Here is a 21,697-nt window from a genome sequence, read left to right as displayed (position 1 = left end):
GTAATCAAACCGTAAATCAGAGACATTACATTAAATCCATGCCGCCTGGACACACTGCGTTTCTGAGCAGGTTTGCAGAACGGCGACTGGAAAATCTTCAGGATATCAAAGGAACTGACTGGCAGCTTTGAGCGAAGAGCGGACCTGTAGGCTAAGAATGTAGGCTGCAATACCATTATGCTGATTTATTGTGCAGTGAGGTATCCTGCATCATGTTAATGAAGACAATATTCATAGCGATTAGCCAATCGGCATTTTTTCTGAAAGAGAGTATGTTGAACCGTCTGCTTTGATTAGAGTTTCAACATTCATAAAGTCCTCTGTTCTCTGCCTGCCAGTTTGTCACCTGAACATTCAATCACCGTCGTACTGTTCTCTTGCTACCCGAAAATAGCTGGAGGAGGTGATAATCCAGGACCATAAAGGTAACATCCGCATAAGCATTTCTTTTCCCATATGGGTAATCGCATAAACCACCCGGGGCAATTTTTCCTCGTAATCACAGCGGGATATAAGCCCGTCCCGCTCCAGATGGCGTAATGTTCGCGTCAGCATTCTTTGAGTGACATCCGTAAGGTAGCGGCGTAACTCACCATAGCGAAGAGGTCCGCTGGTACCAAGAATATGCAGCACGCCCAGCGACCAGCGATTACCTGCATGCGCCAGGATCTCACGTTTCAGTCCCTCATCATCGTTGCTTAATTCTTCACAAAACTCCTTTGAAAATTGCAACAGTGCTTCCCGTTCAGACTCCATATTACCTCCGGTATCCTGTGTGTGCCTAATTGAACCAGGCTATGTCAGCTGTCAGGATGACGTTTTAATACAACAGGAAGCAAGAATGAATTTCGACATAAAACCTATAAACACTGTTCTTATACTGGGTGCTGGAGAGCTTGGTATTCAGGTACTGAGAGCGATGAGCAATAAAGCGCAGGCGCATACTCATGTAAAAATTAGTGTGTTACTCAGAAGCGAAGCCGCTCATGCTGTTTCTGGTTCACGCAGGGCACGGCTGGATGAACTGATGAAGCTTGGGATCGCTGTGGTGGAGGGCGATCTGCAGGAAAACAGTATTGATGAACTGAGTGAGCTAATTGCTTCTTTCGACGCCGTCATCAACTGCAGTGGTTTTGTTGGCGGCCCGGGAACGCAGATAAAAATTACGCAGGCGGTATTGAAAGCGGCTGTAGCTCGCTACTTTCCATGGCAGTTTGGCGTTGATTATGACGTTGTGGGTAAAGGCAGCGGGCAACAAGTCTGGGATGAACAGCTTGAAGTTCGCCACCTTCTACGCCAGCAGAATGTGACAGGATGGGTCATTGTATCTACAGGTATTTTTACCAGCTATCTGTTTGAGCATGATTTTGGTGTGATTGACGCAAAAAGTAAAACTGTCTGTGCTCTGGGAGACTGGCAGCACGCCGTAACGCTGACCACACCTGAAGATATCGGCCAACTGACAGCGGACATTTTCTTCCATCAGCCCACTTTCCAAAACGAGATTATCTATATTGCAGGTGATACGCTTACTTATAGTGAACTTGCTGATTTAATGCGTGACCACTGGGGTGCTGAAGTAAAAAGAAAATTACTGGACAGGCAAAAGCTCCAGGATGATGTGCAACATAATCCGCAGGATGTCGGGGCAAATTACCGACTTGCTTTCGCACGGCCTGACGGAGTAGCCTGGAATAAGAGCGATACTTACAATCAACGTCAGGGGATTGCAACTACAACGGCCCGTCAGTGGCTTGCAAAACAGCATGGAATGTAGCAGTCCGGTACTGACAAAAGCACAACATTACGCGGTGCATGTCAAAGTCTGATACCGATGTCGTTAATATATTGCTCTATATTTCACCGAAAAAAATTTCCTGGCAGTTTTGCTGACAAGACGATTGGCCCACGTATGCTAAAAAGGCCAGAACGTAAAGTGATGGCCCTAACTTAGTTAGGGAGGGCCTTTGTATTGGATCAAGGTTTTAATGTCCGCTTCTGGCACAAAGCGGACTGATGCATGGCCAACGTCCGCTTTAGGCGAGGAGCTGACGCTAACGTTATTTTTTAAAAATTTGGTTTGTATCTTTTTGCATTAGTCTGTAGTCGAAAAATATTGCGTCGGTTATTTACCCTATGTTTTTCTCAACATTGTAATAAACGCGCTGCCTGAGCCGTTTTCTATGGGGAAAACTGCTTTTCACCTGCGCCTTCGTTGAAAAGCCCGGCGACCCAGTCAGCAAAAGCACGCACGGCGGGAGAGAGAAAACGCTGATGCGGATAGAGCATCGTCACCGGCACGGAGGGTGGCTGCCAGTCCGCAAGAACCTCGACCAGTTTGCCTTGCTGCAGATTCTTTGAAATCACATTCTCAGCAAGCTGCGCCAGCCCAAAACCCTCAAGACACAGTCTGATGTAAAGTCCCGTTTCGTTGACGGCTGTATCCCCCTCCACCGGAACAGAGAAGGCCTCAGCGCCTCGTATAAAACGTAGCTCATTAGTGCGTCTTCCCGAACCGAAAAAGTAATGAATCGCCCTATGCTGCGATAACGCCTCCGGCGTCTCAGGAATACCGTATTCCCTGAGATAGTCCGGCGAGGCGCAGGTCAACCAGCGAAACCGGCCAAGCGGACGTGCAACCAGTGTGGAGTCAGTTAATTCACCGGTTCTTATGACGCAATCTACACCTTCCTGCACAAGATCGACCTGCCGGTCGCTCACACCAATCATCAGGTAAATATCCGGATAAAGTCGGTAAAAGTCTTTCAGGTTGGGCAGGACGATGAAATGCGCGATCCCACCGGGCATATCAACCCGCAGGCGCCCACGGGGGCGCCTGTTCGAATCAGCCAGACTGGCTTCAGTATGTTCAATTAAAGCCAGAATTTCCCGGCATTGCGCCAGATACTGCAGGCCTTCAGGCGTAAGGCTGACCCGTCTTGTTGTGCGGTTCAGCAGACGTACCTGCAGGTATTTCTCCAGGTTTTTAATAGTACTGGTAACAGTGGAAGAAGGCAGTGACAGCGTTTCTGCCGCGCGTACAAAGCTCCCGGCCTCAGCAACCCGTATGAAAATCTGCATAGCCTGAATCCGATCCATCATCCTTCCCATGGGTAAAAATTGAGTCTGATTATTCGCAAATTATGAATTATGAAAACGGTTTAAGCACCTTTTTCAGGGTAATGGCGTGGCGTATCGTTTCCACATTGATCAGGAAAGAGGCAAGTTAATGACCGGCTATATCAGAAATATTGTTAACAATCAGAATCTCACTTCACAGGCTATGTTGATACGTGGTGCCACGATACTGAGCATGGACGAGAGTGTCGGTAACATTGAACGCGGTGATATTCTCATCAACGGTTCAACGATTAACGCTGTGGGTCAGGACCTTGACGCGCCGGGTGCTCACGTCATTGATGCCAAAAATATGATTGTCATGCCGGGGATGGTTGATTCTCATCGTCACGCCTGGGAAGGTCAGCTGCGCCGCATTAACCCTAACGCCACCTGTCTGGACGACTACAGCAACGCCACGCACTTCTCGTTCGCTAAATATTACCGCCCTGAAGATATCTATGTCGGTAACCTGCTGACGGCGCTGGGTGCGATTGACGCGGGCATTACCACGATGATTGATAATTCGCATAACAGCCGCACCGCAGAACACGCCGATGCCGCAGTCGAGGCCCTGCTTGATAGCGGTATTCGCGCTATCCATGCTTCCGGCGCACCGGTTGCGGGTGAATGGAACAAGGCGCACTGGCCTTGCAACTGGCAGCGTCTGCAGGAAAAATATTTCAGGGATAATCCAGAGAGTCTTGTGACGCTGGGCGTCATGGCTCAGCTGGAGCCGGAATTGTGGGCTGAGGCCCGCAGACTGGGGCTGCCGATTGTCACCGAGTTCTTTGGTGCTGAAATGGCCTCCGAGCTCGAATCACTGCATCAGCAGGGTCTTCTTGGCCCGGACAATATCTTTAACCACTGCACAGCCCTGCCTGATGAGGGATGGGAAATCCTGCGCGACGCCGGTGTCCGGGTCAACGTCTGCCCGCGCTCAGATTCGCACTATGGGATCGAAAGCGGGATGTTCGCCATTGAAGCCGCGCAGCGTCATGGCATCAATCCTGGACTTAGCGTGGACAATGAAACGTCTTACAGCACCGATATGTTTACAGAAATGCGCGTGGCGTTCTATCTGCAGCGTGTGATGGGTATGCATAAGCAGCACTGCTGTGATTCAGAGCATTCGCTGACAACGCTTCCGGCTGCTAAGTTGCTGAAATCGGCAACCGTTGATGGCGCGTTTTGTGCCGGACTGCAGGACAAAATCGGGAGCCTGACGCCAGGCAAACAGGCTGACCTGATCCTGATTAACGCGACTGACCTCAACCTCTATCCAAACGGGAATGCGTTTGGCACGGTGGTGCATGCTGCTGAACGCAGCAACATCGATACCGTGATGATCGGCGGTCGCATCGTCAAGCAGAACGGCAAAGTGCTGGGTGTGGACAGCGAGCGCCTTCGCGCAGCGATTGACGAATCACGTGAGCACCTTTTTGCGGCAGCAGGGTATGAACCAGACATCTTTGCGGAAAAATTCCTGCCACTTATTCAGTCTGACTGACAGAGACGAACAGCATGATTATTCGCCAGCTAGCAGCATTGTGTCCCTTGGAGTTTCGGATCAACCAGAACTATCACCAGGCCAGCGAAGTGCTGGGCGTTGAACCGAATATTGGGGACAAACTTGTCAGCCCGCAGGTACGACAGTGCTAAAGGCCTGAAACCTTACACTTGACTTACAAGACTTCATATTTTTGATTAATTGTCAGAACTTACGGATCAGAGTCATCTGAAGTGCCTCCCTGGCAAGTATGGCTTCAGCGAGCGGCTTCCTGAGGCGTGTATTCTCCTCTTCAAGCGACTTGAGCTGCTTCACTTCAGGAACCTTCAAGCCGCCAAACTTCTTGCGCCAGGTGAAAAAATGACGTCGGAAATAGCTTTTTACGGCAGAATTCACCGGAAGAAAAAACAGCCTCATCTGAGCGGAGGATACTGATGATCTGTTCGTCGGAAAAAGCTTCCTGGTAGGGGTGTACGCAGGTGGCTTATGAGGACATCACTTACATCGCCTGTGTTAATCAGCGGAGGGCAGGTCAGCCTGTTTATGCAGGAGGTTATATTACAAAAGCTTTTCTGGTTTAAGGATAAGGGATGTAAATCAGAACTGCTAATTTGACCTTTATCAGCTAATACAAAGCTGGTGGCGGGGTAGATAGTTAAGCACGGGATTTTGCCTGCGATGTTCATGGCCGTACGGTGTGTTGTTAACCAATCGGCCAGAAAGTATGCAATTGACGCACTTCCTGACCGGCTTAATCATTAAATTACAGGCTGTTTTGCAGGAAATTATTATGTCATCAAACCTTTCTGATGACGTTAAAATACCGGCAACAGATCAAACTCGCTCAGCGCCCATGAAAGGATGTTCAGGGCGGCGAATACCATAATCATGCACAACTGAAGCCCGTCCCACTGGCTGCGCTGATAGCCTGAGTCATGACGGGATCGCATTTTCAGATGAAGTAATCCCGGAACAATCACTGCCCAAATTGTCGCGATTAGCCCGGCATAACCAATCGCCCTAACAAACCCATCCGGAAAAAGCAGAGATAAACTCAATGGCGGCAGGAACGTGATCGCTGTGGCTTTGAGGCGTCCCGTTCTGTTCCTGGGAAGAGTCAGGCGGTCACTGATGTAATCCACAAGGCCCGCTGTCACCCCAACGAACGAACAGATAACGGCAAAATGCGAAAATATCGAGAACAACAGCGACATTCCGGCCGTATAACCGCGCAGACTAAACGCGTGCATTAGCGCGGCAATGTCGCCGCCCTGGCTGGCAATTTCCGGAAAGGCTGAGCGCGGAAGGTTACCCATCGTGCAGATTATCCAGAAAAGATAGATAACCAGCGCCACGGCGGTGCCTGTGTACAGGCATATTTTCACACGTCGATGATCGCCATTGTAATAGCTAATCAGACCAGAAATGTTTCCATGATAACCGAATGAAGCAAGGCAGAATGGCACGATGCCTAACATATAGGGCCAGTAGAATGCTGCCGGATTCTGACTGTCCAGCAGGTAGTCGACATTCACGGTGGTAAGTAATCCACCAAACAGGATAAGTAACAGAACAATTTTAGTGATGAGCAAAACAGACATTATCCTGCCAATGCTGCTGGTGCCTAACCAGACGATGGCAGCCACGGTCAGGCTTAACATAACTTTGGCTTCGGATGATGAAACCGTTTTGCCGGTCAGTCTGCTCAGTGAGTGATCATAAACAGGCCCGACCGCTGAAATATAGGCGTATGTCAGAATGCCCAGCACGAAAACCAGGCTCAGGCCATTTACTTCAGCCCAGTTACGGCCTAATACATCACGGACGATTTTGTCATAGCCGGTTTCCAGAGGGTAATGCTGGCTCACACGGTGAAACATCAGACCACTGATTAACATACAGACCCAGCTAAACGTCAGTATCAGTAACGCCCATCCAAACCATGCCCCGGCCATCACGACCGGCAGGACGAACATGCCTGCACCCACCACGGTGCCGCAAATGATGGTCGCTCCCCAAAATACCGAAGGAGAACGCCTTGAAATTGCAATATCTGACATAGGGGTTCCTGAAGTGAAAATTTAGCGCTGAAGGATAGCCTCTATAGCCAGGGCATGGCTAATTAACTGACGATCTTCTTTCGGCAACCCATCTGACGATAATCCTACTGACAAATGTCCCCGGCCAGTAACCGGCATTTTATGCTGGGCACACCTGTGCTGCTGGCAATGTCGGTGTTACGAATAAGTTTATTGGAAATATCAGGTAGACCGGCATTACCGATTCGTGGCACTTCACACCACAGAGTCGGATAGACTCAGCCGGTAGCCCTGATCATGCAGGCAGATGAGGGATAACAGCGGGTTCACCCATCACTGCTGCGTCGGGTAGCGACAAGTTGCTGACTGTCGGGGCAACAAATCCAGGGGTATCTTTGGTGAGGGATATAGGAACAATACCCCGGCTGAATAACTTCCCTGCGAAAATGCGCACATACCGGCAGCTACCGATGCGATACTTCCGCCGCTGCTTATAACTACCCGCTCCCGGGGAAATCAGCGACAAAGAGCACCTAAGCAACAGGTTTCACGGCGGGACTGAGCGCTGATTTCAGGCATAGATTATGCAAAATCTGTGGGGTTCAGAGGCGGGCAGGGGGAGTTTAACAGGTTTAATACTTGTTTAGAGAAAGTGTGCTGCTCCGAAGGTCAGGGTTCGCTTTGAGCGATAAGCGGACGTGAAATAGTATCGATAGGGACGTTCTGCTATATCAAATATAACGATACGCTCGCGAACCCTTGTTGGTGTTGATTTTTCAGACAGAAGAGCAGGGCAATATAAACCCCAGGTTTTTAATGCAACCAGCCTATCCACGTTTTACTTTTTTAATTGCCATTTTTACTAACCAATACATGGCTAAAGCGTAAAAAGCGATAACGGTTACAAGGGAAAAGAACGTAACCGGATCCGTACCGGCTTCGTATACGTCATCCTGATAACTGCCGAAAATTTGATGAGAATGTTCAACGAGCCACGCCGTCAGCGGATAGAGTGGCATCCCGTAACGCGATACCATAAAGGCCGCAATAAAGCAGACGAAAAACCCGCTGCTTTTCTAGCGAATTTTGCTGTTTGCAAAATTACTTTCTCCCTGAACGTCAACGTAGCCGTATGCCATCAAGCTGTTTCGCGAACCCGGCTCGCGAATTGTTTTTCTCCGGAGCAGCGCCTGTCTTACCGTATAGAAATCAGTGCGCCGCACGAAGGTGATACACCCTTCACTTTCTCCGGAGCCGTCTGGCCGAAGAGGATGCAGGCGGAAACCGCCGCGGGCAACGCCATTGATGAAGATGGAAACACTCATCGTTTCCGAATTAAAGAGCGCAAACCATTCAGAATGATTTGAGTTGTTCCAGGTGTCGACGGCCTATCCTCTGATCCGGTTAGCGATACTGCCTTCAGGACGCGGAACAATCCAGTAGCGCCCGACCGGAATGGCACTGTTAGGCTTGTAAGTACAGTTTGGATCATTGGTATAAGGCTTTTGGCCGGAAAATACCGGGAAGGTACCCACGCCGTAAACGTGTAGCTTTGCTTCGCCGCCGCCCTTTGTCAGATCGTCGTAGGTCATTCTCTTTAACTGCATTAAACGCTCCCTGCAGGTTATGAGGCATGCCAGTGAACCGGGCAATGCTACCATTCATTCATAGAGAAGTTAACGGGCAGGCGGGCGCTTGACAGCCAGTGTTCTTCTGCGAGCCAGACAGCATTATTTATCATAAGACTATTTGCCGCATCCCGTCATAGGCATTCGGCGCGATCCTTCAGCACAAATACGTATGTCCGCTTCTGGCACAAAGCAGAAGTGCGTCTTAGGCAAGGTCCGCTTTTCAGCAAGTCGCGGACGTTGCTAAAAGCGTTCTGTATGAATTAACAGGGAGCAGGTCAGTCGCCTACATCACTTTTACGCATAAAAAGATAAAGCCTGAGGCATGCATCTGCGCGAGCATCCAGATGCGGTTTTTCTCACCTCCTCCAGCCAACTAACCCCCACACGCCGACTTCGATAATGACGTCGCGTAGCCCCGCACCGGTTAAATCTGACGCTAGAGAAAGTAATGTTTTTACTGATGATATGCCCTAAAATCATGATCGTTCAGTCAAAGCGATGGCTGCAATCAGTTGCATAGAATCATAAGCCGTGAAACCGTAAAGCTGCATTGCAAATATTTCTACAAAATGAGGTCAAATTGAGGCCTGAAGACAAGCAGCTACGGAGTGACTGGCATGAGTGAATTAGTGACAATGGCTTTGAGGGCCCCACTTAATGACGAATAAACAGGGTGTTTTGATTGTTAACCTTGGAACACCAAATGAACCAACGCCTGCTGCGGTTAAGAAATTTTTATCTAAATTTCTGCATGACTACAGAGTGGTCGACTTACCGAGAATCATTTGGTGCCCCATTCTACATGGCGTGATTATCCCATTACGTGCGAAGCGAGTGGCGAAATTATACTCTTCGATTTGGATGGAGGAAGGTTCCCCTCTCATGGTTTACAGCGTCAGGCAAGCCCGTGCGCTTGAAGAAGTGACAGGTTTGCCCGTCGAGCTGGGGATGAGTTATGGCGAGCCGGGTATAGGTAGTGCAATTGACAGGCTACTGGAAAAAGGCGTCGATAAAATTATCGTCATTCCTTTGTATCCCCAGTTTTCATCTTCGACCGTTTCTTCTGTTTGGGATAGCGTGAGCCGTCACCTGCAGACAATGAAGAACCGCTATACACCCTCCATAAATTTCATCAATGACTATGCCGATCTTCCTGCCTACATTGAAGCGTTAAAAGCATCCGTTCTGGCATCTTTCGAAGCTAACGGCATTCCAGATGCATTGTTGATTTCATATCATGGTATACCGGTAAGGTTTGTCAAAGAGGGGGATCAATACCAGGAAAGATGTGAGTTAACGACAAAGTTACTCATTGAAGCAATCAATATGCCGTCATTGAAAATATTGATGACGTTCCAGTCAAGATTCGGCAGAGAGCCATGGTTAACGCCTTATACTGATGAGACAATTAAAAATCTTCCGAATGAAGGAATAAAAAGCCTGCATGTAATCAGCCCGGGGTTCGCATCAGACTGTTTAGAAACGCTTGAGGAGCTTGATGAGCAGAACAGGGAGATTTTTATGCATGCGGGTGGTAAATCGTTTACTTACATACCGGCGCTTAATGATAAACCGATTCATATCGAGATGCTGCGACAACTTGTGAAGCTTAATCGGTTTCAGGCATGATTTTCACATTCTTGTGAGCAGGATGTTGCAGGTGTCAACATTCATAGTGAAACCAGAAGTGGGCCCTCCCGGACATGTATTTGATACGTGCCGGGACGGCCTTATAGGGGCCGCCTGGAAAACCCGCTACGCCAGCTGCAAGCAACTGTCTTATACGTGGGTATGAGTCGAAGATTATTCGAGGGCAGGTCAGCTATAAGCGAGGAGCGGACATTGCTAACAGCGTTCTGTATGAATCAGCGGGGAGCAGGTTAAACATCGCCTGCTCCCCGTTAATTAATCCTGAGTCTCGTTAAAATTGCGTCCTGTTCAGGCAAACACCCGCGTCATTTACTCTACTAGCGCCACTGCCCGGATTGGCGAAGCCGATGCACCTTTAATCCTGAGCGGAAATGCCATGAAAATAAATTCGGAAGGCAAGGCTTGAAGATTAGCCAAATTCTCAATGATCAGGCAATCAGAGCCGAGAACGGCAAGGTGAGCCGGGTATGCTTCATTATTATATCTGTCCAGCGACATGGCATCTGTACCGAAAACAGTAACGCCTTTTTCAATCAGATAATCTGCTCCTTCGCCTGATAAGCCTGGCCAGTTTTGTAAAAATGGCGCATGGTTTGGACGACAGCTCCACTTCTCATCATAACCCGTTCGAAATATCACAATATCTTCTGCAATGATTCTTCCTTTATCAGCTTCCCAGGACTGGATCATTTCTACAGTGATGTCACTGTTCTCTGCCAGATGCGACATATCCAGGCAGCGACCCCGTCCGGTGAGCTGGCGCACGTCAATCTGCTCTATAGTTTTTCCACCTTCAATGAAATGAACAGGCGCATCCACATGAGTACCGCAATGATCGCCGAGGCTAAGTTGACAGTTATAATTGCCATCACCAGCAATGTAGTCTTCGGCACGGCTGCAGAAGAATTTTCCATGGGTTGGCCAGACTGGCATGAACTCTTCATAGAGATGGTTTAACTCAATGAGTTTATGGTGACGTAATAAAGTGATCAGATCGCTGGTCATATCAGGCCTTTTTCAACGTTACTGTTTCTTTAATGAACCAAAGTGGAACACATGAGATAAGTAATACCGCGACAATAACCAAATAGTGCACGGTGAAACCGTAGTTGTGAATAATCCAACCACTAATGGGTGCGACCAGAATACCAGCGATGCCAACTGCGAGGCCGATCATCAATCCCATGCTGGACGCTGCAGCACGAGGAGATGAGTCGATAAGTAAAGCATAAGCCACAGGGTAAGGTGAGTTGCGGAACAGGCCCCAAAAGATAAGAATGGCCCAGCCAAGTGTTGCGGAATGGATGAACATGCAAAGCGCCGCTGCCAGAATCCAGCCCGTAATAATGATGCCCAGAGAGCGTTTACGCCCTTTCAAATCCGAGAAGCTGCCCCACAAAATCTGCCCAATCCAGCCAGTCAATCCGGATGCACCAGAGATGATTGCTGCGGTCGAGAGGTCGAGTCCAACTTCACGCGTCAGTTGCAGCGTCAGAAAGTTAGCTATCCCCATCTCTGCCCATGTAAAACCAAAAATCAGCAGAATACTCAATTGGCAGTTGCGGTTTTTCAGGCAAGATGCGGCATTAGCCCATACCGAACTCTTTTCAATGGTGTTCTGCAATGATTCCGTAACGGGCGGGGTCAGCTTGTTATCAACAATCCAGTCATTAACCCTCTGATGATTTTTACGTGTACCAACGATTAACTGTGCCACTAAAATAACTAAGCCAATCAGTGGAATAAACAGAAATGCTTCACGCCAGGTCGCAAAAGCCAGAATGGCTGCGATCAGGATAGGACCAATAAATTGTCCTAGCGGAAATCCGGTATGATGTACTCCAATAGCAAATCCACGGTTCTCTTTCTGCCACCACTCCCCGAGCAGAGCAACGTTTATCGGTTCCGACCCCCCGGTTCCCATGCCCATTGTGACACGCAGCACCTGAAACGCTCCCAGCGTCTTACAAAAGGCAGTCGCCACACCTGAGATAATTTCCACAAGCACCGTTACGCACCAGCTGTAACAGCGCTTATGCCCGGCACCTAACCAGTCTGAGAACAAACCGAAAACCACAGCGCCAGCTAAGGTTCCAACAAAGCTAAGTGAGTTGAGCCAACCTGCCTGAACTTCGGTCAGGTTAAATGACTGCATTATTGCCGGAAGCAGAGTAGGAAGTATAATCCTGTCAATTGAGTTCATCAGGATCGCAAGAGTCGTAATGACCAGCATCCACCAGGAGAGAGGATGCGCTTTAGGGAGAAAACGATATAGCCCGGTGCGCGGAGCGTGTTCACCGTCAGTCCAGGTCTCTTTTGGCGACTTTTTCGTCTGTTCAGATGTGGAAGTTGTCATATCTGGTGCCTTAGAAAAATATTTATTGTCAGCAGCCCTACTGATGCCGCTGGCGAGCCCAGCCCCTATTTGTAGTTATTATTGTTATGTTTAAGGAAACAATAGATCAAAATTTAAACACCTTGGTAACATAGCTATTGCGGCTACTACCATACAAGTAGCTTGCAGTTGATACTTGACCTTGATCACGGTTAATCAATGATTAAATAAAAAAACCATTAAAGAGATCACATAACTGGACTGATTTGTCGGGTGATTTATAACCAGGCAGGCTGTTCAGGTATTAAATTGAGTTTAAAGCAGTAAAATCCGAGTGTCCGCTTCTGGCACAAAGCGGACTAACTTGATGCAAGGTCAGCTATGAACGAAAAGCTGACGTCAGAGTATTAGGCTTGCGACTACGGTAATGGCTGTCAAATTAAGTAGGCGTTTTAAACGGTTGAGGAAAACGCCCACGGCAGGTAAAAATCTGGAATATAGCAGTTAATTATTTTTCTTAAACTCAGTCCATTCTAACCATGGAGCGAGAACAAGAATTTTTATCTGGCTCGCACAAAAAAATGTACTTTTCCCTGCTTCAATATGAGAGCAGGTAACCCCTCATCTTCATGAGGGCTTAGGTGAAACACTACCCAAGAAGGAAGATGTCGGCTGACCTGTTGTAAGAAGGCATAGCTAAGACGCAGGCTGTCAGCCTTGGAATGCGATGACAGCTTTTCATAAACCGGGCTTATGTAACTTCCTTTTATTCCGTCAAGCCGGATCAAATAGCTTTTACCTGTGCCATTTGCGTTGATAAAATCGGGCGTGGAGACAATTTTTTCCGGATCATGGAAAGACGTAAAAAAAGTGCAGTCAGGACGGTTTTGGTGTTCCGATACGTAATATTTGTCCGTGGAAACTTCACACCCAGCATATGCATCTTCAAATTTGACAACCAGATAACGCCCGTCATTATCCTGAAAGACATATTTAGCCAGCCAAAAAGCGTTACTTTTCCCTTTACGCACATCCCCATAAGAGCGCCCCCTTTCCTTCAAAGTGCTTATTACCGCTTTCTCCAGTGTGTCCGAGAGTACCTGAGATGCCTGAGCGGGGGTGGAAGCAAGTGCTAAAGGAACCCATGCCAGAATTCCATCTTTAAGCCAGTCTTCAGGCCCTAAACCCACAGAAACAAATTCCATCAGGGGGGTTAAAGACACCGAGCCCTCGTTAAACCCGTTAGCTTTAACCACAGGAAATGACAAATCAAAGTCGGTACGAGTGAAAAGCAACTTTGCATTGGGGCTGACCTGAGCATCATAATACGGGGTCATACCCGACGCATTATTGATATTCCACGCGAGGCTATGATCACTTTTATAAGTGTATTTTTGGCTCGAAATATCACGGACCTTTGTACAGCCAGAAAGTATTAATAACAAAGTCAAGATAACCAGATATCCAGGTAAACGACAAATCATTTCTATCTCCATATAATCCATCACGTGAATTCTGTTATCGGCAGCTATTTAGAAATATTTAGCTAGAGCTAGTTGAGAATTAGTGAGTTTTACTGAGCTTCTTTCCTGAAGAGAAAAACTGGCACTGGAGAGAAATTCAGCCTCTTTTTGGCATACAGCCGCCTGACGTGGAGGCACATTCCGCTTAGAGCGATGAACGGATGTTATTCGTTTTTTTGTTGTTCGTAATCCAGCAAGTGTTTATCTAAAGGATAAGCAGTGCCAAAAGAGTGAATTTCTCCATTATCTTTATCAATTATGAACGGTGCATTTCCCGCCAACTGAGCAGAAAAATCACCCGTTTCCAGATACTCTTTCGATTGATAACAATAGAACCAGCCTTCTGAAAAGCGGCCATGAAGTGTAATGACGACTGGAATGTCAAAGCCTTTAAGGTAATCCAAAGCTCTGTCCATCGCATTTTGATAAGTAATCATTATTTCATTCTCAATCAATAATGTCATGTGAACTAGCGGGTTTGACCAGCTCCCGATAAACTAATATAGCACGATGTATGCAACGTCAGCTTCTGGCACAAAGCGGACAGTGTGACTCTTGCAAAGGTCCACTATGAGCAAGAAGCGGAAGTACGCAGTTGTTCTGCAACAGATAAAAATTTTGTTAATGTCGCCGCCTGTTCATTAATCGGGAGCAGGTCAAAAAATGTCCACTTGACCTGCTCCAGGAACAAAACGCCGCAGTCAGATGCGATTCTGTGTGGGTTCCTTTTAAGGTATCTCATCCGAAAATCGTGCGTTGATCGCATCACGTTCATAGCCCTGTGGTTGGGTCAGTATCTGGTATAGATCAGGACGTCGCCCGTGGATCCAGCGACGCCCGGTACTCATGGCAAGCAGGCTTAAATCCAGTTCAGCGCTAACCATTAAATCTTCAGCAGCCCAGGTTTCATTAATGACTCTGCCATAAGGATCAAGGATCATGGCATTGCCTGTGCGGACCTCGTCGTCATCTGCGCCGACACCGTTACTAAAGATAAGAAATAACCCGTTGTCGTGCGCACGGGCAGGAAGCCAGCGCATCAGCCATTCCCGACCGCTTGCCCCTTTGAATGCAGCAGTAATCTCTTCCTTTCGGGTTTCCCGCTCCGCCCAGAGTGTTAGCGGAATGGGTTTCATCGCATGAGGGCTGCGGGAATCGGTACCGCCTGTCTGATGTGGCGCGAGAAGAATATCTGCACCCAGCAATGCCGTAGCACGCACGTTTTCCACGAGATTATTGTCCCAGCAAATCAGGATCCCTGCCTTTACTCCCCAGGGAGTATCAAAAACGGTAAACCTGTCACCGCTGCTGATAGCCGGATGCTCAAAGGCATGAAGTTTACGGTGCGTCTGCATTGAACCGTCCGGCATACAGGCAACGTATGCATTATAAAGGCGGCCATCTTCAGCTTGCTCAATTAGCCCGGCACCAATAATCATTTGATGTTTTAGCGCCAGAGTGCGAATTAATTTCAGGGAGGTACTGGTTGCAATCGGTTCTGCAAGCGCATGAACCTCCGCGGTGGTGAGTTTTGGTACATGCCAGTAGCCGGTGATGCACATTTCCGGAAACGCGAGGATCTTCACCTGCTGAACAGCCGCCTGCTCAATAAATTTCTCCATTATCAGAAGATTATATCTTTTGTCATTTGCCTGATGCTGAAACTGTACGGTTGCAACTTTTAAAGACTTAAGCTCGTGCATGATGTTTCTCCAGTTGTTGTTGAAACTGGATTACATAACAGTTTCCAATAACTGTATAATCAAAATATTTCCATTTTCGATAACCTTCTGGAATGAAAAAGTGAATATCCGATTGCTTCAGGCCTTTTCGATACTGGCTGAAAAAGGAAATTATGCCGACGCTGCACGGGAACTTTGTATTTCACAACCCGCTTTGACCAAACAGATCAATCTTCTTGAGTCAATGGTGAAGGTGTCACTTTTTTCACGGGGCCGTCATGGCGCAACACTGACCGCCGGGGGCAAACGTCTGTTGCCAGAGGCTAAAAAAGTGCTCAGGCAAACCCAGTTATTTATGCAGCAGGCAGGGCGGGTATCAGCTGGTATTGAGGGGCATATAGACGTAGGGTTTGGCCTTTCAAGCTTCTATCTGGCACCACGCTGTATTGCTGAATTTCGCAAAGAGTATCCGGGAATTGAGATGTCATTGACGGATCTTCCCTCCTTCCTGCAATACGAACTTCTGCAAAAAGATGAGCTTCAGGTAGGCTTTGTCAGGGTACCGCCACCGATAGCGCTTGATTACCTGCCATTATTTACCGATCGGCTGGTTCTGATTGCACCCGCAACACCGTTGTTATCATCGTCTGCTGCTGACTGGCTAAAAAAATTCCCTTTGTTACGTCTTCATACTGAACGAGGCCAGGGTTTAAATATGCAGATTGATCGTTTCCTGCATGATAACGGCCTTTTTATATCATCCACCCAGCTGGCTGATGATATACAAACTATTGTCGCGTTGGTGATCGCGGGTGCGGGTGTTGCCATTCTCCCTTATAGCGTTGTTCATATCGCCCCACCGGAACGGACTATTATTCCGCTAACAGGTAAGTCAGTAAGCTGGGAAATGGGTGTCGCCTGGAACGGAGATAGGGAGGATGTCACGCGGGATAATTTTATTGCCAGTATAAGAAAGAGTATTGCGGCAGAAAATAAGTGAGCGGTCTGACATTTTCTCTCGGCCTGACGCTGGGCAATGCTAATAATGGGCTGCAGGGAAAGACTGATACGCATTTTATTATGTCCGCTTCTGCCACAAAGCGGACATGCGCGCTAGCACTCTGTCTGCTGTGAGACTGGAATTTAATGGGTCACAAACGCTATTCTTAAAGAAGTTTGGATGTCGCTATGAAACGAAGAACGCAAATTGACTCCCTGTGCCAGGTGGATCGTTTTCCGGTTTAGCTTAACAGGCGCGGGGTCAGATAATACGTAAGCGTTCTTCTGAAGAGCCCACATTGCGTATCAGCATAGATGGCATAGATAGTGGGCTCATCGTTACGAACCGTTTGCAAAAGTGATGCATTCCTGAGTGTAAAAGCACATGCACGATCGGGCGCCGCTTCGCATTGAGGGCGCATGCGGCAAAGCTGCCCGTTCATGGAACCGCATTGCTGGCAGTTGCTAAGCCGGCAGAGGTCCGAACGCGCGGTATGAGTCGACCAGTGCATCGTAAAGCGAGATATCTGAGCGACTTCTGGCAAAAAGCTGGGCACCAACAATAGCTGCGAAAATTGCGCGTGCTCTGGATTCACTCTCACTTGATTCGCACACCTCCACAGCCAGCAGAAGCTTGTTTAGCCACGCAATATTGACATCAGCAAAGGTCTGGATTTCTTTGGTCAATTCAACAGGTAAATTATCTTTTTCAGCGCCCATGAAACTGCCCAGACAGAGACGATTGTCGGCCTCAAGCGATCTTCGGAAGATTTCAGGAAAGCGATGCAGAGCGTCAAGCGGAGAGGGACTTTCTGATTCGATCATCTCAAGTGCAAGCGCGCCATCCTCCCAATATCGTCTGGCAACGGCAACACCCAGCTCGGCTTTGCTTGGGAAATGGTAGTAAATACTCGCCGCTTTGATACCAACCTCTTGCGCGAGGTCGCGGAAATTCAAACCATTGTAGCCCTGAGATTGGGCAATTTTCCTGGCCGCCAACAAAATGGCTTCCTTTGAGTTCGTGCTCATCCTGGTGCCTCCCGACCTGGTAGGATCTTTTAAACTGGTAAGCTTATTTTATAGCAAACCCCTAACGGTTGACAGGTAGATTATCAGTTAGCGCAATGAGTTCACTCCTTCCGGAGGGTTCATGCAGATGTCGTTCCATCATAATCGGGCAAGCGGCATCGACAAATGACGCTATCAGGCACAAGGCGGTGACCGGGAAAGTCAGGGAATGGCGATCCCGGCGTACCGGAGTGTTGATTGAGAAGCGCTTACTGGGCTGGCGAATCCAGCTCAGGAATGCCGCTGTTGCGATCAGAGTAGGCCGCCTGGAAAGCGGGACGTTTTGTCCAGCGCTGCCAGTACGCATCTAAGAACTCAAAACGCTCGTCCAGTGGAGTGGCATTGACCGGGAATTTCGAGAAGGCGATCGCGGTTGCCAGCGTTATGTCCGAAAAGGTCGGTTCATTGCCGCCAAGCAGCCATTCGCGGCCGTCTGAAAGGTGGCGATTGACCAGTGCGGCGTGAGCCAAAGCTTCCTTACGGCAGTGTTCGCCCCACGCCTCATTTTTGGTCAGTTCCAGCTTAAAGCCGAGACCGGTGTGCAACACGTGAAACGCAGTAACGATGCGATACAGAATATGCACCCACACCCGGTTATCCCACATGTTATCCAGACCCTGTTCCAGTGCTGTCTCCCCCATGATTCTGCGACCAGGATAAACCTGGTCCAGATAACGGACGATGGCAGCCGTTTCGGAAATGTAACTACCATCTGTCAGTTGAAGGGTGGGCGTTTCGCCCCACGGGTTCATATTCAGGTGACGCCAGCCACGCTGTTCTCCTACAGGAGACATGTCATAGATGGTCTCATTAAATTGGTCAGCGATGCCCTTTTCGTGCAGGAACAGGCGTAGACGCTGAGGGTTCGGAAAAGCTGAAGGCGAGGTGAAAAGGTGAAGTTTAGCAGTCATGGTCAATCCTTTAAGTGAGTGGCTGGGATACCTAACTAACGCTAGGTAAACAAACCTTAGCGGGCAACCTGACGTACGTCAATACCTATCTAACATTTGTTAGGTAAATCGTTTTGTGTGTCTTTCCGGTTGATACGATATCTCACCGCGTGCATCGCTGAAGGCAGGGAATAGGATGAGTCCAGAGGGTAGGGCGAATACCAAGACTGGTAAGGTCTGATACATACAGGTGTAAGGGTGCAATGCAATTTCGCGATTGCTGTCGGCAGTTCAGGGTCCGCTAAGAGCGAAAAGCGGACCTGGGATTGAGGCCGATTACGCATTAGTAACCGGACTCCAGAAGAGTTAACTTTGCTTGTTCTGGTAAAGATCCCAGCTGTTGCCGTAGATGTCTTCAAACACAACGACCATCCCGTACTCCTCCTCTCGCGGCTCCTGGCAGAAATGGACGCCTTTCGCCTTCATAGCGTTATAGTCGCGCCAGAAGTCGTCAGTCTGCAGGAACAGGAATACCCGTCCGCCGCATTGGTTGCCGATAAAGCCTTCCTGCCGTTCGTTTGAAGCACGGGCCAGGAGAAGATTACAGTCGCTTTCCGGATTCGGCGTCACAACGACCCAGCGCTTACCCGGCTGCGGCGTGTCTTCTACCAGCGTAAAGCCCAGCTTGTCGGTGTAGTACTCAATCGCGCGGTCATAGTCGTCGACCACGATGGCCACATAACCCATGCATCTTTTTTGCGTTCTCATTTCTGCTCCATCAGGTTTCAGACACAGCTGTCTTGAAACAACTTTTTAACACAGCCGAACGCTACTAGTTGCATTGATAAGTCCAAAATAATAACGTCCGCTTCTGGCACAGAGCGGACTTCCTGTGCCTTGAAATGATTCGCGGTTAACTTAATGTCGTGTAGAGGCTTCATGAAAAGCACAGGTCTCAGTAACCTGAGACCAACCCGTGGCCCGCCTTACATCAGCTATTTCCCTGTCCGAAAACAGCGAGCAGCAAATGAAAATAAAGAGGTAATGTCTTTCTGACAACAACGGGAGGCAGATATGGGTTTTAAAATTTCAGGGCTTAATGCTGAACCCTTTATTCATCTTTTTAAGCAGGACGAAGACTACTTAAAACGTCACGGCGCTTTAAGAATAAAGGTAGACAGCCATCCCGGTTATCCTGACAGAATTTCACTGCGAGATATTCCTGTCGGTGAAACAGCGATTTTGCTCAATCATACTTATCAGCCAGCCTACACTCCTTACCACGGCTCCCATGCAATTTACCTGTGGGAGGGATGTAATGATCAAGGTATATACATCAATAAAATACCAGAATCGATAGTTGCCAGGCTCCTTTCATTAAGGGCCTTCGGTGAAAACCATCTGATGTTACAGGCAGATATCTGTGAAGGTGCGGATACGGAAATGCTGCTGAAGCTTTTTTTCGACGACCCGTCAGTGAGCTATATCCATATTCATAACGCAAAACAAGGATGTTACGCCTGTCTTGCCGAGCGTTTATAGATAAGCCTGCAATCCGGACTCTTGAGGGAAAAGTAAAATGAAGATTACTGACGTTGTAAAACCTGCCCAGAAGTCCGCTTCTGACACGAGGTGGACGGAATCAGATGAACGTCAGCTAAGAGCGAAAAGCGCACCCTGACCTGCAGGATGGTTATCAGCCAGTGTAGTTTCTGAAGTTTAAACTGCACATAAGATGACGGCAGATAACGATGATTCGATATGTCCCTCTGAAAGGCAGGAGTACTATAAACGAAGTATACCTACTTACCGGTTTTGCTCGCTTCGTTATGGACATTCTGCCCGATTGTGGCTGTTAATTTGGACCCGTCTTAAGCTTCCCATATCCTGACAGCATTACGGTTGCTTCATCCATCCGCTGACGGTCGAGTTTATAGAACACCCAGTTCTTGATACGTTTCGAGGTCACTATTCCGGCCTTGGCCAGGATCTGAAGATGGCCTGTCACGGTAGGCTGACTGAGACCAATCTTTTCGGTGATAAACCCGACACACACCCCATCCTCGACCAGATCGCCATCCTGCTGTTCCGGAAAATATGACCTGGGATCGGAAAGCCACTCCACCACCACGAGCCGGTGCTCATTGCCGAGAGCGCGGAAAAGGTCTGCCATTGATGTTTCAGGATTGTTCATATAGCCAACCTCCTATATAGTTATTTTCCTATATAAACTCTGAGGTCATATTATGACAAACCACACCCAAAGACCAATGGACAGTGTCACGCTGAAGGCGATTTATGCTGCTTCCGCGCGCATCAAAACAACGGTTTGCAGAACCCCGCTGCAGCTTTCGCAGGCGCTGTCTTCTCTTGCAGGAGCAGAGGTCAGGCTCAAGATGGAGAGTCTTCAGCATACGGGTAGCTTTAAACTGAGGGGGGCTGCAAACGTCATTGCCAGTCTTAATGCAGACCAGCGCATTGCCGGCGTCATTGCCCCGACGGCGGGAAATCATGGACTGGGGCTTGCCTGCGCGGGTCACGCAGCAGGTGTACCGGTGTCCATATTTCTGCCCTATTCAGCAGACCCGATTAAGGTCTCAGCAATGAAAAGCTATGGTGCTCAGGTTACGTTCTTTGAAAATATTGAAGAGGCGAGACAGGCCGCGATTGTGGCTGCGCAGGAGTCCGGCGCGACGTTTGTCTCCGCCTACGATAATGAGCAGATGATAGCCGGAGCCGGCACCGTCGGTCTGGAAATAATGGAAGACTGGGCAGACGCTGACGTCATTCTCGTAAATATTGGCGGCGGCGGGCTGGCGTCAGGTATTGCGACGGCCGTCAAAGCTATCAACCCTGCAGCCGAAGTGTGGGCAATTCAAAGTGAAGCCAGCCCGACTTTTGCACACTGGAAAGAGGCTGGCCGAACGATCCCGGTTGAATTATCCCCGTCAATCGCCGAAGGCATCAGTGGCTATATTGAGCCTGAAGCAATAACCTGGCCCCTTGTACGCGACCGCGTTGATCGTGTTCTTATTGTTTCAGAAGCCGGGATCAAAGCAGCGATGCTGTTAATGCTGAATCAGCACAGCCATGTTATTGAACCTTCGGGAGCACCTGCAATTGCGGCAGTCCTTCGTTATGCAAAAGAACTGAGTGGACGTAAGGTCGTCTGCGTGGTTAGCGGCAGAAATATATCGGGTTACCGTTATCTGAAATTAATGAATGAGGCCACACTCTGACGACACGCAGCAAA

Annotated in this window: 18 protein-coding genes and 2 pseudogenes; 6 read left to right on the top strand and 14 right to left on the bottom strand. The window is 48.6% G+C overall.

Going from position 1 to position 21,697, the window contains the following annotated elements:
- Nucleotides 1-354: 354 nt before the first annotated feature.
- Entirely contained in the window at nucleotides 355-756 is a 402-nt protein-coding gene (locus KTJ90_RS21510) for a winged helix-turn-helix transcriptional regulator (RefSeq protein ID WP_008924809.1), read from the bottom strand.
- 85 nt (nucleotides 757-841) lie between these two features.
- Here KTJ90_RS21510 and KTJ90_RS21505 point away from each other — a divergent pair, with 85 nt between their 5' ends.
- Entirely contained in the window at nucleotides 842-1,777 is a 936-nt protein-coding gene (locus tag KTJ90_RS21505) for an aromatic alcohol reductase (protein WP_499026893.1), read from the top strand.
- 404 nt (nucleotides 1,778-2,181) lie between these two features.
- On the opposite strand, the gene KTJ90_RS21500 is transcribed toward KTJ90_RS21505, so the two are convergent.
- Nucleotides 2,182-3,099 carry a LysR family transcriptional regulator gene (locus KTJ90_RS21500; protein ID WP_140034278.1) on the bottom strand — a complete coding sequence of 306 codons (918 nt, stop codon included), beginning with the start codon at nucleotides 3,097-3,099 and terminating at the stop codon, nucleotides 2,182-2,184.
- A 130-nt stretch (nucleotides 3,100-3,229) separates the two neighbouring features.
- Here KTJ90_RS21500 and KTJ90_RS21495 point away from each other — a divergent pair, with 130 nt between their 5' ends.
- Entirely contained in the window at nucleotides 3,230-4,627 is a 1,398-nt protein-coding gene (locus KTJ90_RS21495; protein WP_140915779.1) for an amidohydrolase family protein, read from the top strand.
- 210 nt (nucleotides 4,628-4,837) lie between these two features.
- Here the strand turns inward: KTJ90_RS21495 and KTJ90_RS21490 are convergent.
- The 3 genes and pseudogenes from KTJ90_RS21490 to KTJ90_RS21480 form a co-directional block, all read right to left on the bottom strand.
- A pseudogene (locus tag KTJ90_RS21490) lies at nucleotides 4,838-5,066 on the bottom strand (transposase); the annotation flags it as partial.
- Between the two features lie 376 nt (nucleotides 5,067-5,442).
- Nucleotides 5,443-6,687 carry an SLC5/6 family protein gene (locus KTJ90_RS21485; protein ID WP_499026891.1) on the bottom strand — a complete coding sequence of 415 codons (1,245 nt, stop codon included), beginning with the start codon at nucleotides 6,685-6,687 and terminating at the stop codon, nucleotides 5,443-5,445.
- A 1,055-nt stretch (nucleotides 6,688-7,742) separates the two neighbouring features.
- Nucleotides 7,743-8,273 (bottom strand): annotated as a pseudogene (locus KTJ90_RS21480) (DUF2778 domain-containing protein).
- Between the two features lie 681 nt (nucleotides 8,274-8,954).
- Here KTJ90_RS21480 and hemH point away from each other — a divergent pair.
- Nucleotides 8,955-9,926, top strand: coding sequence for a ferrochelatase (gene hemH, locus KTJ90_RS21475; RefSeq protein WP_110411858.1), 972 nt, complete (start codon nucleotides 8,955-8,957; stop codon nucleotides 9,924-9,926).
- Between the two features lie 330 nt (nucleotides 9,927-10,256).
- Here the strand turns inward: hemH and KTJ90_RS21470 are convergent, their stop codons facing one another.
- From KTJ90_RS21470 to KTJ90_RS21450, 5 genes are all read right to left on the bottom strand, one after another.
- Nucleotides 10,257-10,952, bottom strand: coding sequence for a cyclase family protein (locus tag KTJ90_RS21470; RefSeq protein WP_039661341.1), 696 nt, complete (start codon nucleotides 10,950-10,952; stop codon nucleotides 10,257-10,259).
- A 1-nt stretch (nucleotide 10,953) separates the two neighbouring features.
- Nucleotides 10,954-12,303 carry an MFS transporter gene (locus KTJ90_RS21465; protein ID WP_039661342.1) on the bottom strand — a complete coding sequence of 450 codons (1,350 nt, stop codon included), beginning with the start codon at nucleotides 12,301-12,303 and terminating at the stop codon, nucleotides 10,954-10,956.
- Nucleotides 12,304-12,842: 539 nt separating this feature from the next.
- Nucleotides 12,843-13,787 carry a hypothetical protein gene (locus KTJ90_RS21460; protein WP_499026888.1) on the bottom strand — a complete coding sequence of 315 codons (945 nt, stop codon included), beginning with the start codon at nucleotides 13,785-13,787 and terminating at the stop codon, nucleotides 12,843-12,845.
- Between the two features lie 182 nt (nucleotides 13,788-13,969).
- Complete coding sequence (locus tag KTJ90_RS21455) at nucleotides 13,970-14,242, bottom strand: YrhB domain-containing protein (RefSeq protein WP_039661344.1); 273 nt, start codon at nucleotides 14,240-14,242, stop codon at nucleotides 13,970-13,972.
- Between the two features lie 291 nt (nucleotides 14,243-14,533).
- The gene (locus KTJ90_RS21450; RefSeq protein ID WP_039661345.1) at nucleotides 14,534-15,508 is read right to left on the bottom strand and encodes a nitrilase family protein; all 975 of its coding nucleotides are present in this window, start codon (nucleotides 15,506-15,508) and stop codon (nucleotides 14,534-14,536) included.
- A gap of 100 nt (nucleotides 15,509-15,608) precedes the next feature.
- On the opposite strand from KTJ90_RS21450, the gene KTJ90_RS21445 reads away from it, so the two are divergent.
- Nucleotides 15,609-16,487, top strand: a complete 879-nt coding sequence (locus KTJ90_RS21445; protein ID WP_039661801.1) for a LysR family transcriptional regulator — start codon at nucleotides 15,609-15,611, stop codon at nucleotides 16,485-16,487.
- A 464-nt stretch (nucleotides 16,488-16,951) separates the two neighbouring features.
- On the opposite strand, the gene KTJ90_RS21440 is transcribed toward KTJ90_RS21445, so the two are convergent.
- The 3 genes from KTJ90_RS21440 to KTJ90_RS21430 form a co-directional block, all read right to left on the bottom strand.
- Entirely contained in the window at nucleotides 16,952-17,515 is a 564-nt protein-coding gene (locus KTJ90_RS21440; RefSeq protein ID WP_499026884.1) for a TetR/AcrR family transcriptional regulator, read from the bottom strand.
- Nucleotides 17,516-17,763: 248 nt separating this feature from the next.
- Nucleotides 17,764-18,465, bottom strand: coding sequence for a glutathione S-transferase family protein (locus tag KTJ90_RS21435; protein WP_039661347.1), 702 nt, complete (start codon nucleotides 18,463-18,465; stop codon nucleotides 17,764-17,766).
- A gap of 345 nt (nucleotides 18,466-18,810) precedes the next feature.
- Nucleotides 18,811-19,212: a VOC family protein gene (locus tag KTJ90_RS21430; RefSeq protein WP_039661348.1), complete on the bottom strand. Its 402-nt coding sequence runs from the start codon at nucleotides 19,210-19,212 to the stop codon at nucleotides 18,811-18,813.
- Between the two features lie 306 nt (nucleotides 19,213-19,518).
- Between KTJ90_RS21430 and KTJ90_RS21425 the strand changes: the two genes are divergently transcribed.
- Nucleotides 19,519-19,986 (top strand): DUF1203 domain-containing protein, encoded by a 468-nt coding sequence (locus KTJ90_RS21425; protein WP_008924794.1) that lies wholly within the window; start codon nucleotides 19,519-19,521, stop codon nucleotides 19,984-19,986.
- Between the two features lie 313 nt (nucleotides 19,987-20,299).
- Here the strand turns inward: KTJ90_RS21425 and KTJ90_RS21420 are convergent, their stop codons facing one another.
- Entirely contained in the window at nucleotides 20,300-20,638 is a 339-nt protein-coding gene (locus KTJ90_RS21420) for an ArsR/SmtB family transcription factor (protein ID WP_003851702.1), read from the bottom strand.
- Nucleotides 20,639-20,690: 52 nt separating this feature from the next.
- Here KTJ90_RS21420 and KTJ90_RS21415 point away from each other — a divergent pair, with 52 nt between their 5' ends.
- A complete protein-coding gene (locus KTJ90_RS21415) occupies nucleotides 20,691-21,683 on the top strand; it encodes a threonine ammonia-lyase (RefSeq protein ID WP_008924793.1) in 993 nt (330 codons plus the stop codon).
- Nucleotides 21,684-21,697: the final 14 nt, after the last annotated feature.

This window comes from Pantoea jilinensis, assembly GCF_019104105.1.
Classification (GTDB): domain Bacteria; phylum Pseudomonadota; class Gammaproteobacteria; order Enterobacterales; family Enterobacteriaceae; genus Pantoea; species Pantoea eucalypti.
This window is presented reverse-complemented; position numbering and strand designations above follow the sequence as displayed.